The organism is Sphingomonas sp. HT-1, assembly GCF_048568905.1.
GTDB lineage: Bacteria > Pseudomonadota > Alphaproteobacteria > Sphingomonadales > Sphingomonadaceae > Sphingomonas.
Genome location: NZ_CP183770.1, coordinates 176,293 through 192,500, shown reverse-complemented (window position 1 = coordinate 192,500; position 16,208 = coordinate 176,293). Strand labels below are relative to the sequence as shown.

14 protein-coding genes and 2 tRNA genes (1 of these 16 running past the window's edge) are annotated in these 16,208 nt (G+C 66.1%); 5 read left to right on the top strand and 11 right to left on the bottom strand.

Features of this window, described 5'->3' with window-relative positions:
* The 4 genes from ACNFJ7_RS01025 to tkt form a co-directional block, all read right to left on the bottom strand.
* On the bottom strand, positions 1-676 hold the 5' portion of the coding sequence (locus tag ACNFJ7_RS01025) for a class I fructose-bisphosphate aldolase (RefSeq protein WP_019370868.1). 242 nt of this gene lie to the left of the window's left edge; the window shows 676 of its 918 coding nt (coding positions 1-676); its start codon is at positions 674-676; its stop codon lies off the left edge, out of view.
* Positions 677-975: 299 nt separating this feature from the next.
* The gene (locus ACNFJ7_RS01020) at positions 976-2,166 is read right to left on the bottom strand and encodes a phosphoglycerate kinase (protein ID WP_019370867.1); all 1,191 of its coding nucleotides are present in this window, start codon (positions 2,164-2,166) and stop codon (positions 976-978) included.
* Positions 2,167-2,354: 188 nt separating this feature from the next.
* The gene (gene gap, locus ACNFJ7_RS01015) at positions 2,355-3,359 is read right to left on the bottom strand and encodes a type I glyceraldehyde-3-phosphate dehydrogenase (RefSeq protein ID WP_019370392.1); all 1,005 of its coding nucleotides are present in this window, start codon (positions 3,357-3,359) and stop codon (positions 2,355-2,357) included.
* Positions 3,356-5,323, bottom strand: a complete 1,968-nt coding sequence (tkt, locus tag ACNFJ7_RS01010; protein ID WP_019370391.1) for a transketolase — start codon at positions 5,321-5,323, stop codon at positions 3,356-3,358. Before tkt ends, gap begins: the two co-directional genes overlap by 4 nt.
* Before the next feature lie 136 nt (positions 5,324-5,459).
* Here tkt and ACNFJ7_RS01005 point away from each other — a divergent pair, with 136 nt between their 5' ends.
* The 4 genes from ACNFJ7_RS01005 to ACNFJ7_RS00990 all read left to right on the top strand — a co-directional run bounded on the left by ACNFJ7_RS01005 (position 5,460) and on the right by ACNFJ7_RS00990 (position 6,927).
* Positions 5,460-5,687, top strand: a complete 228-nt coding sequence (locus tag ACNFJ7_RS01005) for a hypothetical protein (RefSeq protein ID WP_236704527.1) — start codon at positions 5,460-5,462, stop codon at positions 5,685-5,687.
* Positions 5,687-5,989, top strand: coding sequence for a cell division protein ZapA (gene zapA, locus ACNFJ7_RS01000; RefSeq protein WP_019370389.1), 303 nt, complete (start codon positions 5,687-5,689; stop codon positions 5,987-5,989). The genes ACNFJ7_RS01005 and zapA overlap by 1 nt, the downstream gene beginning before the upstream one ends.
* Before the next feature lie 177 nt (positions 5,990-6,166).
* The gene (locus tag ACNFJ7_RS00995) at positions 6,167-6,721 is read left to right on the top strand and encodes a 5-formyltetrahydrofolate cyclo-ligase (RefSeq protein WP_019370388.1); all 555 of its coding nucleotides are present in this window, start codon (positions 6,167-6,169) and stop codon (positions 6,719-6,721) included.
* On the top strand, positions 6,718-6,927 hold the full coding sequence (locus ACNFJ7_RS00990; protein ID WP_019370387.1) for a DUF2842 domain-containing protein: 210 nt from the start codon (positions 6,718-6,720) through the stop codon (positions 6,925-6,927). The genes ACNFJ7_RS00995 and ACNFJ7_RS00990 overlap by 4 nt, the downstream gene beginning before the upstream one ends.
* 4 nt (positions 6,928-6,931) lie before the next feature.
* Here ACNFJ7_RS00990 and ACNFJ7_RS00985 read toward each other — a convergent pair whose 3' ends face one another.
* The 5 genes from ACNFJ7_RS00985 to ACNFJ7_RS00965 all read right to left on the bottom strand — a co-directional run bounded on the left by ACNFJ7_RS00985 (position 6,932) and on the right by ACNFJ7_RS00965 (position 11,485).
* Positions 6,932-8,602 carry a M28 family metallopeptidase gene (locus ACNFJ7_RS00985; protein WP_019370386.1) on the bottom strand — a complete coding sequence of 557 codons (1,671 nt, stop codon included), beginning with the start codon at positions 8,600-8,602 and terminating at the stop codon, positions 6,932-6,934.
* Positions 8,603-8,675: 73 nt separating this feature from the next.
* A tRNA-Asp gene (locus tag ACNFJ7_RS00980) sits at positions 8,676-8,752 on the bottom strand.
* Between the two features lie 70 nt (positions 8,753-8,822).
* Positions 8,823-8,899, bottom strand: a tRNA-Asp gene (locus ACNFJ7_RS00975).
* A gap of 46 nt (positions 8,900-8,945) precedes the next feature.
* Complete coding sequence (locus tag ACNFJ7_RS00970) at positions 8,946-10,109, bottom strand: AI-2E family transporter (RefSeq protein WP_236704489.1); 1,164 nt, start codon at positions 10,107-10,109, stop codon at positions 8,946-8,948.
* A gap of 266 nt (positions 10,110-10,375) precedes the next feature.
* Complete coding sequence (locus ACNFJ7_RS00965) at positions 10,376-11,485, bottom strand: aldo/keto reductase (RefSeq protein WP_026009281.1); 1,110 nt, start codon at positions 11,483-11,485, stop codon at positions 10,376-10,378.
* Positions 11,486-11,580: 95 nt separating this feature from the next.
* On the opposite strand from ACNFJ7_RS00965, the gene ACNFJ7_RS00960 reads away from it, so the two are divergent.
* The gene (locus ACNFJ7_RS00960) at positions 11,581-12,474 is read left to right on the top strand and encodes a LysR family transcriptional regulator (RefSeq protein ID WP_019370383.1); all 894 of its coding nucleotides are present in this window, start codon (positions 11,581-11,583) and stop codon (positions 12,472-12,474) included.
* Between the two features lie 590 nt (positions 12,475-13,064).
* Here ACNFJ7_RS00960 and ACNFJ7_RS00955 read toward each other — a convergent pair.
* Both ACNFJ7_RS00955 and ACNFJ7_RS00950 read right to left on the bottom strand, forming a co-directional pair.
* Positions 13,065-14,192, bottom strand: coding sequence for a family 43 glycosylhydrolase (locus ACNFJ7_RS00955; RefSeq protein ID WP_019370382.1), 1,128 nt, complete (start codon positions 14,190-14,192; stop codon positions 13,065-13,067).
* Positions 14,193-14,318: 126 nt separating this feature from the next.
* Positions 14,319-16,082 (bottom strand): class I adenylate-forming enzyme family protein, encoded by a 1,764-nt coding sequence (locus ACNFJ7_RS00950; protein WP_037513854.1) that lies wholly within the window; start codon positions 16,080-16,082, stop codon positions 14,319-14,321.
* Between the last annotated feature and the right edge of the window lie 126 nt (positions 16,083-16,208).

The following is a 16,208-nucleotide window of genomic DNA, read 5'->3' as shown; positions in this document are numbered from 1 at the left end:
AGTCGGTGCCCTCATAGAGCTTCTTGGCCTCGGCCTGCTCGACATGATTGCTGGGCAGCTTCACCTTGATGATGTGCGCACCGAGCAGCGCCGCCATGTGCGCGGCATAGGCGCCGACATCGAGCGCCAGTTCGCCATCCTTCGTCAGCTTGCCGCCGCGCGGATAGGACCAGATCACCGTGGCGATGCCGACCGAAGCCGCCTCGGCGCGCATTTCCTTGATCTCTTCCATCATCTCGAACACGCCGTCCGCGCCCGGATAGATGGTGAAGCCGATCGCCGAGCAACCGAGCCGCAGCGCATCATCGACGCCGCCGGTCACCGCCTGGTCGATGCCGGTCGCCCAGCTGTTCGAGCTGTTGACCTTGAGGATCGTCGGGATCTGGCCGGCAAAGGCGTCGGCCCCCGCCTCGATCATGCCGAGTGGCGCCGCATAGGCCGAAAGCCCGGCATCGATCGCAAGCTGGAAATGGTAATGGGGATCATAAGCGTCGGGGTTGATCGCAAAGCTGCGCGCCGGGCCGTGTTCAAAACCCTGATCGACTGGCAGGATGATCAGCTTGCCCGTGCCGCCGAGCCGGCCCTGCATCAGGATGCGCGCAAGATTCGCCTTCACCCCTGGATTGTCGGTGCCGTAATTGTCGAGGATCGCTTTGACGGCCGGCGTGATGCCCATGATCTTCCCCTCATTGGTAATCGATGCGGGGTCCCTATCGCGCCGAATTGGTCCCGAAAAGGCTGACAACGTTGGCCACATGCTGCGGAGCGAAAGTTATTTCGCATCTGCGGAACAGCTCCAACACCTGCCATGAAATTGGTATCTTTTTGGTTAGCAGGTGCTGTCTTATTGACGCGATACCATTGCATCGAACCGTCCACCGCCTGCGAAGATCAGAGAATCGCATGGCGGCGTGCTTAAACAAGAAGGGCGGGAGCGCCGTAGCGTCCCGCCCTTCCCTGTCGTTGAACCGTGCCTCAGCCCAGCAGTGCCGCGACGCCGGGAAGTTCCTTGCCTTCCATCCATTCGAGGAAGGCACCGCCCGCCGTGGAGACGAAGCTGAATTCGCCCGCCACGCCGGCCTGGTTCAGCGCCGCCACCGTGTCGCCGCCGCCGGCGACGGAAACAAGCTGGCCTTCCTTGGTGAGCGCCGCGGCGGTGCGGGCGAGCGACACCGTCGCCGCGTCGAACGGCGGGATCTCGAACGCGCCCATCGGGCCATTCCACACCAGCGTCTTGCAGGTCTTGAGCACGTCGGCCAGCGCCTCGGTCGCCGCCGGGCCGACGTCGAGGATCATCTCGTCGGCGGCGACTTCATGCACGTTGACGGTGCGCACCGGCGGATTGGCACGGAATTCCTTCGCGACCACCACGTCGTACGGCAGGTGGACGGTGCAGCCGGCGGCGTCGGCGGCATCCAGGATCTCCTCGGCGGTGCCGGTCAGGTCGTGCTCGCAAAGGCTCTTGCCGACATCGACGCCGCGCGCGGCGAGGAAGGTGTTGGCCATGCCGCCGCCGATGATCAGGTGATCGACCCTGGCGACGAGATGCTTGAGCACGTCGAGCTTGGTCGAGACCTTGGCGCCGCCGACCACCGCTGCCACCGGATGCTCGGGATTGCCCAGCGCCTTGTCGAGCGCGTCGAGCTCGGCTTCCATCTGGCGGCCGGCGAACGCGGGCAGCTTGTGGGCAAGGCCTTCGGTCGAGGCGTGGGCGCGGTGCGCGGCGGAGAAGGCGTCGTTGACATAAAGGTCACCGAGCGACGCGAAACGATCGACCACGGCGGGATCGTTCTTTTCCTCGCCACCAAAGAAGCGGGTGTTTTCGAGCAGCGCGATGTCGCCGTCGTTCAGCATCGCGACCGACGCGGCATCGCCTTCCCAGTCGATATAGCGAACCGAGCGGCCGAGCACCTGCTCGAACGGCTTCACCACCTGCGACAGCGAGAATTCCGGGCTCGGATTGCCCTTGGGGCGGCCAAAATGGGCGAGGACCAGCACCTTGGCGCCACGATCGGCGAGTTCGGCGACGGTCTGCATCGCGGCGCGCAGTCGGGTGTCGTCGGTTACCTTGCCATCGGCCATCGGCACGTTGAGGTCCTCGCGGACCAGCACTCGCTTGCCGGTGATATCGCCCATGTCGTCGAGCGTCTTGAAATTGCGCGCCATGCTGAACCCCTCGCGTGCTGTATGTCCGTCGCTAGCGACGTGCGCTCCCCTCCCGCTTGCGGGAGGGGCCGGGGGAGGGGTTGCAACGCGGGCCGATCGGCCGTGCAACCGTCCTCCCCTCCCCTAGCCCCTCCCGCAAGCGGGAGGGGAATTTCCGAAGTGCCCCCGCCTAGACGGGGGCATTTAGATCAGAGCTTCGCCATCGCGGTTGCGGTGTCGATCATGCGGTTCGAGAAGCCCCATTCATTGTCGTACCAGCTGACCACGCGGACCAGCTTGCCGTCGATCACTGCGGTTTCCAGGCTGTCGACGGTCGACGAAGCGGGCGTGTGCACGATGTCGGCCGAGACGATCGGATCGGCGGTGTAGACCAGCACGCCCTTGAGCGGGCCGCTCTCCGAGGCTGCCTTCAGCACTGCGTTCACTTCCTCGACGGTCGTGTCGCGCTTCGGCTGGAAGGTCAGGTCGACCAGGCTGCCGTCCGGCACCGGCACGCGAACGGCCGAACCATCGAGCTTGCCCTTGAGCTCCGGCAGCACTTCGCCCACCGCGCGGGCGGCGCCCGTCGTGGTCGGGATGATCGACATCGCGGCAGCGCGCGCACGGCGCATATCCGGGTGGATCTGGTCGAGGATCTTCTGATCGTTGGTATAGGCATGGACCGTGGTCATCAGGCCGCGCTCGATGCCGATCGCGTCGTTGAGGACCTTGGCGACCGGCGCCAGGCAGTTGGTGGTGCACGACGCGTTCGAGACGATCGTGTGTTCGGCGGTCAGCTTGTCGTGGTTCACGCCATAGACGACGGTGAGGTCGACATTCTTGCCGGGTGCCGAGATCAGCACCTTCTTGGCGCCTGCGTCGATGTGCTTCTGGGCCGATGCGCGATCGGTGAAGAAGCCGGTGCATTCGAGAACGATGTCGACGCCGTTTTCTGCGTGGGGCAGGTTCGCCGGATCACGCTCGGCGGTCACCTTGATGCGCTTGCCATCGACGACGATGTCGTTGCCGTCGGCTTCGACGGTGCCCGGATACTTGCCGTGGATGCTGTCCCGCGAGAACAGCCAGGCGTTCGACTTGGCATCCGCCAGATCGTTGATCGTCACGAGCTCAAGGCCGCTTTCCGGGCGCTCGAGGATCGCGCGTGCCACCAGACGGCCGATCCGTCCGAAACCGTTGATCGCAACCTTCGTCATGCCTGTTCTCCGTTCAGCTTAGCGAGGATCTGCGGCACGATAGCGCCCGCAGTGAGACCGAAATGTTCGTAGAGCCGTAGATAGGGGCCCGAAGCACCGAAGCTATCCACGCCGAAGCGCAGGCCGTCGGTACCGGTATAGCGCTCCCATCCGAAGGTGGCGCCGGCCTCGATCGAGACCTTGAGCGCGTCCGCCGGCAGGATGTCGCGCTTATAGGCCGCGTCCTGCGCCTCGAAGCGTTCGAAGCAGGGGACCGAAACGACATCTGCGCCGATGCCCTCGGCTTCCAGCGCCTCGCGCACCGCAACCGCTACTTCCACTTCCGAACCGGTGGCGAGCAGCACCACCTTGCGGGGCGCTTCCGCCTCCAGCAGCGCATAGGCGCCGCGCGCCGAGCGGTTCTCGGCCGCTTCGCTGCGAAGCTGCGGCAGGTTCTGGCGGCTGAGCGCGATCAGCGCGGGGCCATCGGTTTTGGCGAGCGCGGCTTCCCAGGCTTCCGCCGTCTCCACGACGTCGCACGGGCGCCACACGTCGAGGTTCGGGATCATGCGCAGGCTCATCAGATGCTCGATCGGCTGGTGGGTCGGGCCATCCTCGCCGAGGCCGATCGAGTCATGCGTCATCACATAGACGACGCGAGCGTGCTGAAGCGCCGAGAGGCGGATCGCCGCGCGGGCATAATCGGCGAAGACCAGGAAGGTGCCGCCATAGGGGATCACGCCGCCATGCAACGCCATGCCGTTCATCGCGGCAGCCATGCCGAATTCGCGGATGCCGTAGTTGAGGTAGCGGCCGCCATAATTGTCGGCGTCGAGCCGCTGGAGTCCCTTGGTCAGCGTGTTGTTCGAGCCGGTGAGGTCGGCCGAGCCGCCGATCGTCTCGTCGAGGATCGCATTGACCGCTTCCAGCGCCAGTTCGGACGCCTTGCGGGTCGCGACCTTCTGCGGGTTGGCGATCAGTTGCTGGATGTGCGGCTGGAGCAGGTTCGGCTGCACATCGCCACGGCGTTCCCAGCCAAGCCGATCCGGATGCGCGGCCAAACGCTCCTTCCAGGCGGCGTGCGGCGCGGCGCCACGGGTACCGGCGGCAATCCAGGCGTCGCGGATCTCGCCGGGGATTTCAAACGCCGGGTGGTTCCAGCCGAGCGCGGCGCGGGCGGCAGCGACTTCGTCCTTGCCCAGCGGCGAACCATGGACCTTCGACGTGCCTTCCTTGTTCGGCGCGCCCTTGCCGATCACGGTGCGGCACTGGACCAGCACCGGCTTGTCGCTGGCGATGGCGGCGTCGAGCGCGCGGGTGATGTCCGCCTCGTCATGGCCGTCGCATTCGAGCACGTTCCAGCCGGTGGCGCGGTAGCGCGCGGGGATATCCTCGACCGACGACAGCGAGACCGCACCGTCGATCGTGATCTTGTTGTCGTCCCACAGCACGATCAGGCGGTTGAGCTTGAGGTGCCCGGCGATGCCGATCGCTTCGTGGTTGATGCCTTCCATCAGGCAGCCGTCGCCGGCGATCACCCAGGTGCGGTGGTCGACGAGATCGTCGCCGAAGGTGGCGTTCAGGTGCCGCTCGGCGATCGCCATGCCCACGGCCATCGCCAGGCCCTGGCCCAGCGGGCCGGTGGTGCATTCGACGCCCGCCAGTTCGAAATTCTCCGGATGGCCGGCGCAGGGGCTGCCGACCTGGCGGAAGTTCTTGATATCCTCCAGCGTCGGGCGGGCATAGCCGGTGAGGTGCAGCAGCGAATAGAGCAGCATCGAGCCATGGCCGGCCGACAGCACGAAGCGATCGCGATCGGGCCAATAGGGATCGGCGGGATCGAACTTCAAATAGCGCTGGAACAGGACCGTCGCGACGTCGGCCATGCCCATCGGCATGCCGGGGTGCCCCGAATTTGCGGCCTCAACCGCGTCCATGGAAAGTGCGCGGATGGCATTGGCGCAATCGGCGAAGGATGCTGTCACGTGATACTCCCCGTCTCGTCGCGGACGCCTTTGGAAGCGCCGACGCCCCACGTCAACCGTTCGCCCGCCGCACCCCTGCGATAGGCTGCGAATGGCAGGGTTGTGGACGCGGCGATCCATGCTATCCGATTTGATGATGTCCGACCTTGTAGCAGACCGGATCGAGCGAGCGCTGGCGCGTATCGAAGCCGCCGCCGCCAAGCGCGCCTATGCCGCGGCCCAGCTGGAGCGCCGGCATGCGCGATTGCGTGGGCGGATCGAAACGGCGATCGCCGACCTCGACGAACTGATCGCCCGCGAAAACGAAGCCGAGCCCGAAGCGGGCGCCGATGCTGACGCCGACGCCGCACTGGGTGCCGACTGATGGCGGAAATCACGCTCCAGATCGCCGGTCGTACCTATTCCGTTTCCGCGCGCGAGGAAGACGAGCCGCATCTGCGCCACATCGAGGCGCGGATCGCCCGTCATGCCGAGACGGCACATCGCGCCGCCGGTGGGCTGGGCAGCGAACGGACGCTGCTTTACCTGGTGCTGATCCTGGCGGACGCGCTGGACGAGGCGGAGACCCGCCCGGTGCAAGACGCATCGCCCCTGCTGCTGGAGCGGATCGCCGATCGATTGGAAGCCGTGGCATTAGCCCTTGAGGAAGCCGGGCCGAACGCCTAAATAGGGGTTGGCGGGTACTGCCAGGTGCGAGCCTTAGCAATTATCCCTGAGGCTATAATCTTCATCCATGGGAGCTGTCCCTGTGCAGATCCTGGTCTGCAACACATGGTTCCCACCTGACGTTCTGTGCGTCGGTGGATATTCGGGCCAACGGCCAAGGGTGGTCCCGCCACACCCATGATCCTCGACAAGCGAGCTCTTCGTGCCCGGCTCCGTGCCGATCGGGATCGCTTCGCGGCCGAATCCGTCACGGCGATTCTCGCGCCCGCGCCATTCGTCGAACGGCTGACGCCCGGTCTGATCGTCGCCACCTATTGCCCTGTGGGCAGCGAGGCAGACCCTACCCAGCTCGCGGCCGCGGCGGCCGAGCGCGGCTGCCGGCTCGCGTTGCCGCATGTGATCGACCGGGTGGCCCCGATCCGCTTCCTCGCCTGGGAAATGGGCGCGCCGCTGGTGGCGGGGCCGTTCGGTCTGCGCCAACCCGACGCATCGAGCGCGGAAGTCGCCCCCGACGTCATGCTGACGCCGCTCGTCGGATTCGATCCGCGGTTCAACCGGCTCGGCCAGGGCGCAGGGCATTATGACCGCGCCTTTGCCCGCTTCGAGGCGGCGTGGCGGGTGGGCGTGGCCTGGTCGGTCCAGGAAGTGCCGGCGATCCCCGCCGATCCGTGGGATGTTCCGCTGCATGCGATCGTGACCGAGCAGGGCATGCGCTGGCACCGCGAACCATGAAGCCAAGCTGGCGCAAACCGGCGGGGGCGCTCGCCATCATCGCGCTGATCCTGGTGTGGGTGGTGCTCGTCGCCAGCTTCTCCGGCCAGATCGGCGCGCTGCCGGTGCTGGCGCAGGCAATTGTCTATGTCGTGCTCGGCATCGTCTGGATCCTGCCGCTCAAGCCGCTGCTTCGCTGGATGGAAACGGGGCGCTGGCGGGGTTGAGGCCTCACTTCCCCTGAAGGCTCCGCTCGCGCGCCGCCTTGAACTCCGATCCCGCCTTCCACGTCGGCCAGGCGGACCCGTTCGCCAGTTCCGCTCCGATCGTGCCGAGCAGATCGATGTCCTGCACCGCCCCGGCGAGATTCCAGTCCGGCCCCCAGGCATCGCAGGCCTGATGATAGCATTGACCGGTATAGGCATCGATCCACGCCTGCCCCGCCGCCGTGCCGCCCTGCTTGAGGTCAGAGGCGCCGGCGATGCCCATCAGCAGCAGCGTCGGCACGCCCTGCTTGGCGAAAGAGAAATGGTCGGCCCGATAGAACAGGCCGCGCTCGGGCAGCCCTTCGGGCGTCACGCGGCGGCCTTGCGTCGCGGCGACGCGCGCCATGTCGTCCTCCAGCGTGTTCTGTCCCTTGCCGACCAGCACCACATCCTTGGCCGGCCCTGCGGTCTGGAGGATATCGAGCGTCAGGTTGGCGACGGTCTTCGCCATCGGCACCACCGGATGCTGGGCATAATAGAGCGAGCCGAGCAGCCCCCGCTCCTCCGCCGTCCAGGCGGCGAAGACGACGCTGCGCTTCGGCGCCGGCCCCGCCTTCATGGCGCGGGCAATCTCCAGCAGCCCGGCGATGCCCAGCGCATCGTCATTGGCGCCGGCGCGATAGATGCGACCCTTGGCATCGGGCTTGCCGACGCCGTACGCATCCCAGTGCGCACCGAACATCACCGCTTCATCGGGCCGTTCGCTGCCGGGGATCTTCGCCAGGACATTGTAGCTGTCCACCTGCTCCGCCGTCACCGGCACGTCGGCGGTGAAGCGCACGCCCTCCAGAGGCACCGGGCGGAAGCTCGCCTTGCGCGCCTCGATCCGCAGCTTGGCCAGATCCAGCCCGGCGGCGGCGAACAGCCGCGTTGCCGCCCCGCCCTCCAGCCAGCCCTGCAGCGCGACGCTGGTCACCTCCTCGGGCTTGCGGACGATGTCGTAATTCTCGCCGCCGCTGCTGATTACGACATTCCAGCCATAGCCCGCGCCTGCGGTGTCGTGGACGATCAGCGCGCCGATCGCGCCGCGCCGGGCGGCTTCCTCGAATTTGTAGGTCCAGCGGCCATAATAGGTCATCGTCCGCCCGCCGAATTTGCCGGCCACGGCGTCTCCCTTTTCGGCCGAGAAGTCGGGATCGTTGACGAGGAACACCGCGACCTTGCCCTTCAGGTCGGCGCCTTTGAAGTCGTCCCACTGCCGTTCCGGCGCGGAGACGCCATAGCCGACGAACACCACCGGCGCGCCGGCGATCTTGGCGACATCGGCGGGCCGAATCGTCGAGACGTAGAGATCGCGCGCTTGTTCGAGCGGCATCGCGCCGCCCGGTGCATCGAACTGCAGCGCCCGCGGCATGCCCAGACGGGTGTGCAGCAGCGGCACCTTCTGCAGCCACTGCCCGTCCGGCCCGCCCGGTTCGAGCCCCAGCGCCTCGAATCGTGCGACGAGATAGCCCAGCGTGCGGTCCTCGCCCCGCGTACCGGGTGCCCGCCCTTCGAACGCGTCCGAGGCCAGCGTGCGGACGGACTGTTCGATTCGCGCCGAATCGACTGCCATCTGCGCGGCGGCAGGCGCGGTGGCGGTGGCGGAAAGAAGGAGCGCAAGCAGCGCAGCGGAGCGGCTGGACGAACGGAGCATCCCGCCTGCTTAGCGACAACGCCAAAGGGCTGGAAAGGCCCTGCATTTGCTTCGGGAGAGAATTTGCGCCGCATGGCGCGAGTGACGGGGCTCGAACCCGCGACCTCCGGCGTGACAGGCCGGCGCTCTAACCAACTGAGCTACACCCGCTTGCTTCCAAGCGAGGAAATCTTGGACGGCCAAACGCCGCCGGATTCCATCTGGGATCCCGCATGGCGAGTGGCGCGAGTGACGGGGCTCGAACCCGCGACCTCCGGCGTGACAGGCCGGCGCTCTAACCAACTGAGCTACACCCGCTTGAGCCAAGCGAGGAGGCGGCACCTAGCCGCGCCAAAAAGGGCTGTCAACCGGATTGATCGGGGTCCGCACGACGACGGCGCCGAACTTGCGCAGGATCGCGCACCAGCGTGCCGTGTTCGAACAGGAAACCGGCGATATCGGGCTTGCCGGCGGCGTTCAGCACCGTCTGGATGATGATGAGCAAAGGCACCGCGAGCAACGCGCCGGTGGTGCCCCACACCCACCCCCAGAAGCTGAGCGAGATGAGGATCATGATCGGGTTGATCGTCAGCCGGTGCCCGACGATCAGGGGAGTCACCACATTCGCTTCGATCAGATGCGCACCGACCATGATGGCCGGCGGCACCAATGCCCAGCCGATCTCGGGATAGGTCATCAGCCCGCCCACCGCGAGCAGCACCGCCGCGATCACCGGGCCGATATAGGGAATATAGTTGAGCAAGGCGACGATGCCGCCCCACATCAGCGGTGTCGGCATGCCCATCAGCCACAGGGCGCCCGCGACGATCAGGCCCAGGGTGAAATTGATCAGCGTGATCGTGCCGAGATAGGCAGAGGTATCGTCCACGACATCCTGGATCACCCGCGCCGTCGCCATCGCGCCGCCGAAGCTGGCGCGGCTGGTGATCGCGCGCCGCCGCAACCGCGTCCACCCGGAGAGAAAGAAGTAGATGACGAGGATCGCGAAGAACATCTCGATCAGCGCCGACGGCGCCGAGGTGGTGAACAGATCCATCAGCGAGGTCGGCGGTTGGGTGGGCACCGCCACCGGCTGACGCACCGGCGCCGAGGCGAAGTTGTTGAGCGTCTTGTTCACGAAGCGCTCGAGATTCGAATAGAAGCGAATCAGCGGCTCCAGATTATGCTGGATCTGCGGAATGCTCTCCGGCAGGCGCCGCACCCATTGCCACGCCGGGACGACGATCGAAGCGAGCGCGATGTTCGCCGCCGCCAGGAACAGCAGCACGCACAAGAACGCAGCGATCGGTGCCGGCATCCGATGGCGTTCCATCCATTCGAGCAACGGCACCAGCGCGATCGCAATCACAAGCGAGGCGGTGAGCGGCAGAAAGAAGCGCGCGCCCGCCTGCAACGCGAAGGGCAGCGCCAGCACCAGCCCCATACCGGCGATCAGCACCAACGCCGCCACCAGCCGGTCGCGGCGGAGATCAACCTGCCCGCCTTCGCCCTCCGCGGATTCTTCCATCGCGAACAGGTCGTCCGGCGTCCCTGCCCGTTCGCCCTCGCCGCCGATCATGCCCGTCCGCTGGTCCACGCCATATCCCTTCCGGAACACTCTAGAAGCGAGCGCCTGTCGGGGCAATCAAAGGCCCTGCCACGGCAACATTGCGGCAACGGGTGTGGCAGCTTCGCCGCAGTTATGCCGAGCGGTATCATTGGCGCGCCCCAGCGCGGGCCGCGCTCTGGCGGCCGCCGGCACGCAGGCGGACGTTCAAGCGGGCTGGTGGCGCCTCACGCGCGTGAGTCGGTCCATGCCCGTACATGGCTGCCGCCAAAGATCTGCTCTCGCGGCATCTGAAAGAGGAAGTAGGGATTGGGGGCCGGTGGCAGCCCCGCCGCATCCAGTCGTGCGAGCTGCTCAGACGTGAACGCAATGTCGAGCGAGGCCGCGTTTTCCGTCACCTGCTCGGGCCGGCTTGCCCCCATCAGCACGGACGACACGCCCGGCCTCGACGTGACCCAGGCCAATGCGACTTGCGCCAGCGGCCTGGCGAGCTCGCCGGCGACGGCGCGCAGTTCATCGACGATGTGGAAGTTCGCTTCGGTGAACAGCATGCCACCATAGGGATTGTCGCCGTTCAGGCGCCCGTCGCTGCCGGCCGTGGACGTTTCGCCGCCCTTGTTCGGCACGCTGCCGGCAGGACCGAAGTCCGCAAGCTTTTCGCGACCATATTTGCCGCTCAGCATGCCGAAGCCGAGCGGACTCCATGCCACCAGCCCCATGCCGAGCGCCTGCCCGGCCGGCAGAACGCCCAGCTCCACGCCCCGGTCGATAAGCGAATAGCTATATTGCAGGCCGACCGGCTCGGGCAGACCATGGGCGCGCGCCAGCGTCGCGATCTGCGCCGTGTACCATGCCGGTGCGTTGGAGAAGCCGTAATAGAGGATATCTCCCCGCCGGACAGCGTCGGTAAGCGCGCGCAGGACTTCCTCCGGCGGGGTCGTGCGATCCCACACGTGCGTCCAGTACAGGTCGATCCGATCGGTCCCCAGCCGCCGAAGCGATCCTTCCAGCCCGTCGCGAATGTTGCGCGCCGAATTGCCCGCGGCGAGCGGATTGCCCTCCGCCCGCGCGAAGCCCGATTTGGTCGCGACCACCATCCGGTCGCGCCGGCCGCTGTCGCGCAGGAAGCGCCCCAGCATCGTTTCGCTCTCGCCGCCCGAATAAACATCGGCCGTGTCCAGGAAATTGCCCCCTGCTTCCACATAGGCGTCGAAGATGCGGCGTGAGGTCGCCGCGTCGGCGCCCCAGCGGCCGGCGCCGAAGGTCATCGTGCCGAGCGCCAGCGGGCTGACGATCAGGCCGGATCGGCCGAGCGTGCGATACTGGGTAAGGTTCATGGTCCGCATCTCCTTGTTCGATATGGCAAATAGGGCCGAAGCCGGCGGTCGATTAGCCATTGCGGACCACAAGGACTTGTGAGCATCGTGCAGCAATGCGGCGCGGCGACCTCGATGATCTGGCGGCATTCGCGACCGTAGCGCGGGCGCGCAGCTTCACGCGCGCGGCGGCAGAGCTCGGCCTTTCGCCATCTGCGCTCAGTCATGCGATGAAGGCGCTGGAGACGCGGCTCGGCGTGCGCCTGCTGGCCAGAACGACGCGATCCGTTGCGGCGACTGCCGCTGGCGAACTGCTCCTGCGATCGATCGATCCCGCCCTGTCGCAGGTCGCGAACGGGCTGGCCGCACTCGCCGACTGGCGCGATGCGCCGTCCGGCACCATACGGCTCACCACCTTCGGCTATGCCGCGCGCACCATCCTGGCGCCGCGCCTGCCGGGCTTCCTGCTCGACCATCCCGACGTGTCCGTCGAGGTCATCGTCGAAGATCGCCTGATCGATCTGGTCGCTGGCGGCTTCGATGCCGGCATCCGGCTCGGCGAAACCGTTCAGCGCGACATGATCGCAATACCCGTCGGGCCACCCCTGCGCACCGTGGTGGTGGGAACGCCGGACTATTTCGCGCGCCGCGATCTCCCGCAAACGCCGGACGATCTCGCGGATCATGTCTGTGTGAATTATCGCCTGCTGGGCGGAGGCGGGCTGCTGCCTTGGGAATTCAGCGTCGATGGCCGCGAGATCAAGGCGCGGGTGCCAGGACAGTTGATCGTCAACGACGAGGTGCTGGCCGCGGCGGCAACACGCGCAGGCGCGGGTCTCGGCTATATGATGGAACATGACGTGGCCGATGAGATTTCGGACGGCCGGCTGGTGCAGGTGCTCGCGCCATATTGCACGCCCTATCCGGGCTGCCAGCTATATTATCCCGATCGCCGTGTCAGCCCTGCGCTGCGCGCCCTGATCGTTTGGCTCCGCTGGCAAGGCGCTTGAGGACGGGACGTCGGTCCCCTCCCCATCAGGCCGCGCCGGCCATGGACGTCGCACCTCACATCCGCTGATAGAGCGCCGGCGCATCGATGATGCGGCGGGCAGCGTGGAACCCCGCCGCCATCGACTTGCATTCGCGGCGCTGTTCCTCATATGTACCGGAGCGTCGTCCTAGGCGCCCGCTCTTTGATCGCGTTCGGTAATGTCCTCCTGCGCGCGAAGCGATACGCTTCGTGGCCTCGACCTGCAACTCGGCAGGCAAGCCACGCCAAACTTGCACGATCCTAAACTTCCTAAACTTAGCGTCCCCGGCGGCCGTTCGCGGGACACGCGGAAATGTCCGCACGCCTAAACTTCCTAAACTTTGCGATCTCGTCGGCGATCCGTTGCAAGACGATCACAAAACGCCCGCGCGCCTAAACTTCCTAAACTTCGCATCGCTTCGGCGGCCCGTCCCGAAACGCGCCAGAATACGCGTACGCCTAAACTTCCTAAACTTCACAGGGTCGCCACCCCCGGCGCGGCGGCTCTACGGCCACGCGAAACGCGGCCCCTTGCGGGGCCGCGAACCGGCAGGGCGTTGCGAAACCGCCTCAGTCCTTGAACGGCTTCAGCGTCTCGATCGTGCCGTCCGGACGGAAGGTCAGTTCGGTGATCTTGGCCGAGCGGAGGTGGTTCTTATTCGTGAGCTGCGTGTCGTGGTACGCCAGATACCATTTGCCCTGGAATTCGAAGACCGAGCCGTGGCTCGTCCAGCCCTGGACCGGCTCCAGGATGCGACCGGTATATTTGAACGGGCCATAGGGACTGTCGCCGATCGCATAGGCGAGGAAGTGCGTGTCCCCGGTCGAGTACATATAATAATATTTTCCGCCCCGCTTGAACGTCCAAGCCGCCTCGAAGAAGCGCCGGTCATGGTCGCCGCCCAGGATCGGCTTGCCCTTCTCGTCGACGATCACCGCGTCGCGGAGCGGCTCGGCGAGGCTCTTCATGTCGGGCGCGAGGCGTGCGACCTTGCCGGAGAGTGCGGGCTGGTCGTCCTTCTTGAGGTCGGTGTCGCCGGCATTGGGATCGTACTTGCCGGTCGCCCAGCGCTGCAGCTGGCCACCCCAGATGCCGCCGAGGTAGAGATAGCTCTGGCCATCGTCGTCGGTGAAGACCGCCGGGTCCATCGAGTAGGTGCCCTGGATCGGCTGCGGCTCGGCCTTGAACGGGCCGACCGGCGAGGTCGACGTGGCGACGCCGATCCGGAACACGCCCTGCTTATCTTTGGCGGGGAAATAGAGATAATAGGTCCCGTTCTTGAACGCCGCGTCGGGCGCCCAGGCCTTTTCGGACGCCCAGGGCACCTGCTTCAGGTCGAGCGCGACGGGATGCACCGTCACCGGGCCGCCGGGGCGGTCCATGCTCAGCACCTGATAGTCGTGCATCGCATATTGGCTGCCGAGATCGTCGTCGGGGATGCCCATGTCGACGTCATGGCTGGGATAGACATAGATCTTGCCGTCGAACACGTGCGCGGAAGGATCGGCGAAATAGAGGTCCTTCACCAGCGGCTGGGCGAGGTAGCGCTTGCCGTCCGGGCTGCGAGCCTCTTCCGTCGCGTTCGCCGGCACCGAGGCATTCGACGCGGCATCATTCTGCGCCGGACCGCCGGTGGAACAGCCGGCAAGGAGCGCGATGGCGGCCGCAGCCGTCGGAAGTTTAAGTGAAAGACGCAACAGCCTATCCTCTCGTCATGGTCCGGTGCAGCTTCTGCTGCTTCTCGGTAGCGCTACCATTCGTCCGTCGCTTCGGGCAAGAGGTTTGGCGTCGTGCCCCGGCCGCAGGTGAAGCCGCTCGCCCGATCAGGCGGCGGCCTCGTCCACGAACAGCGCACGGAGTTCCTTCTTCAGGATCTTGCCATTGGCGTTGCGGGGCAGCGTCTCCTTCGAGAAGCGGATCGCTACCGGCACCTTGAACGCGGCGATCCTGGCGGCGACCCATTGCTGGAGTTCGGCCTCGGTCGCGGTCATGCCCGGCGCGAGATGGACCACGGCGGCCGGCTCCTCGCCCAGCGAGCGATGCGGGATGCCGATCAGCGCTGCGTCCGTCACCGCTGGATGGGCATAGAGCACGTCCTCCACCTCCGACGAATAGATGTTCTCGCCACCGCGGATGATGATGTCCTTGGCACGATCGACGACATAGAGGAATCCTTCCTCGTCGAGCCGGGCGAGATCGCCGGTGCGTACCCACCCGTCGCGGAAGGTCTCCGCCGTCGCCTCGGGCTTGTTCCAATAGCCCTTCACGACCATCGGTCCCTTGGCCCAAAGCTCGCCCACCTCGCCGACGGGCAGTTCGCGCGTGCCTTCCACATCCATGATCTTGAGTTCGGCGACCGGCATCGGCGGTCCGGCGCTGGTCGGCCGCGCCAGATATTCCTCGCCGGTGTGATGGGTGACCGTCGCCATGGTCTCGGTCATCCCCCATCCGTTGCCCGGCAGCGCGCCGAACTCCTCGTAGATGCGCTTCACCAGCTCGGGTGCCGAAGGGGCGCCGCCATAGGAGATGGTTTCCAGGCTCGACAGATCGTAACTGTGCCGCTCGGGATGCTCGAGCAGCTGCCAGGCGATGGTGGGCACGCCGCCAGTCTGGTTCACTTTTTCGCGCTGGATGATCTCCATTGCCTCGATCGGATCCCAGCGCCGCATGAACACCACGGTGCCGCCCGCTGCGATCAGCGCCATCAGCCCGGCACTGCACGCAGTGACGTGGAACAGCGGGATCACCAGCAGTCCGACCTTGTAGGCGGGCACCTCCGGCGGCACTTCGCCCCGTCGCAGCATCGCCCGGGCGGCGGAATAGCCTGACGAAAGGATGTTCGTCATCAGGTTGCGATGCGTGCCGAGCGCGCCCTTGGGATTGCCGGTGGTGCCGCTGGTATAGAACAGCGTCACGTCGTCGTCGGGCGCGATCGGCACTTCGGGGAAGGCGATGTCGGCCAGCTCGGCCCATGCCTTGCAGGGCCCCAGGATCGAATCAAGTGCGATACCGTCCCCTTCGATCGGCCCGCAGGCGCGGCTGACCACCACCTGCTCCAGATCGGGCAGCAGCGGATAGCAGGGTTTCAGCCGTTCATGCCGTTCGCCATCGACAAAGAGCAGCTTGGCGCCCGAATCCTTCAGGCCGTATTCGAGCTCGCCGCCCGTCCACCAGGCGTTGAGCGGTACCAGGATCGCACCGATGCTTACCGCCGCGAAGAAGATCGTCGGCCATTCGGGCAGGTTGCGCATCGCCAGCGCGACACGGTCGCCTTTCTGCACGCCGCGGGCCTGCATCCATCCGGCAAGGTGGCAGATCGCACGATAATTGGCTTCGTAGCTGATCCGTTCGTCCTGATAGATGGTGAACGGGCGATCGCCCCACAGCCGCGACAGCCGAGCGAGGATCGCAGCACTGGGCGGCGCATTCTTCCACACACGGGTGGGAACGCCGCGAATCTCGACTTCCGCCATTTCGAATTTGGCGCCGGGCGCCGTGAGCATCGCGTTCACAGCATCAAGCGGGAATTTGGGCCAGCCGGCGGGCAGCGGCGCGATCGGTTCGAGGGTCAAGGCAGCTCTCTCCATCGAATTCTGAACTTTGGGTTTGGCGCGAACACCAACCAAGCTGCACGTTAGTGTTGATTTGCAGCGCGCTCAAGGCAATAGAAAGCAGGCATCCTACAGAAGGTGCATTGAACCGGATTCGAACGA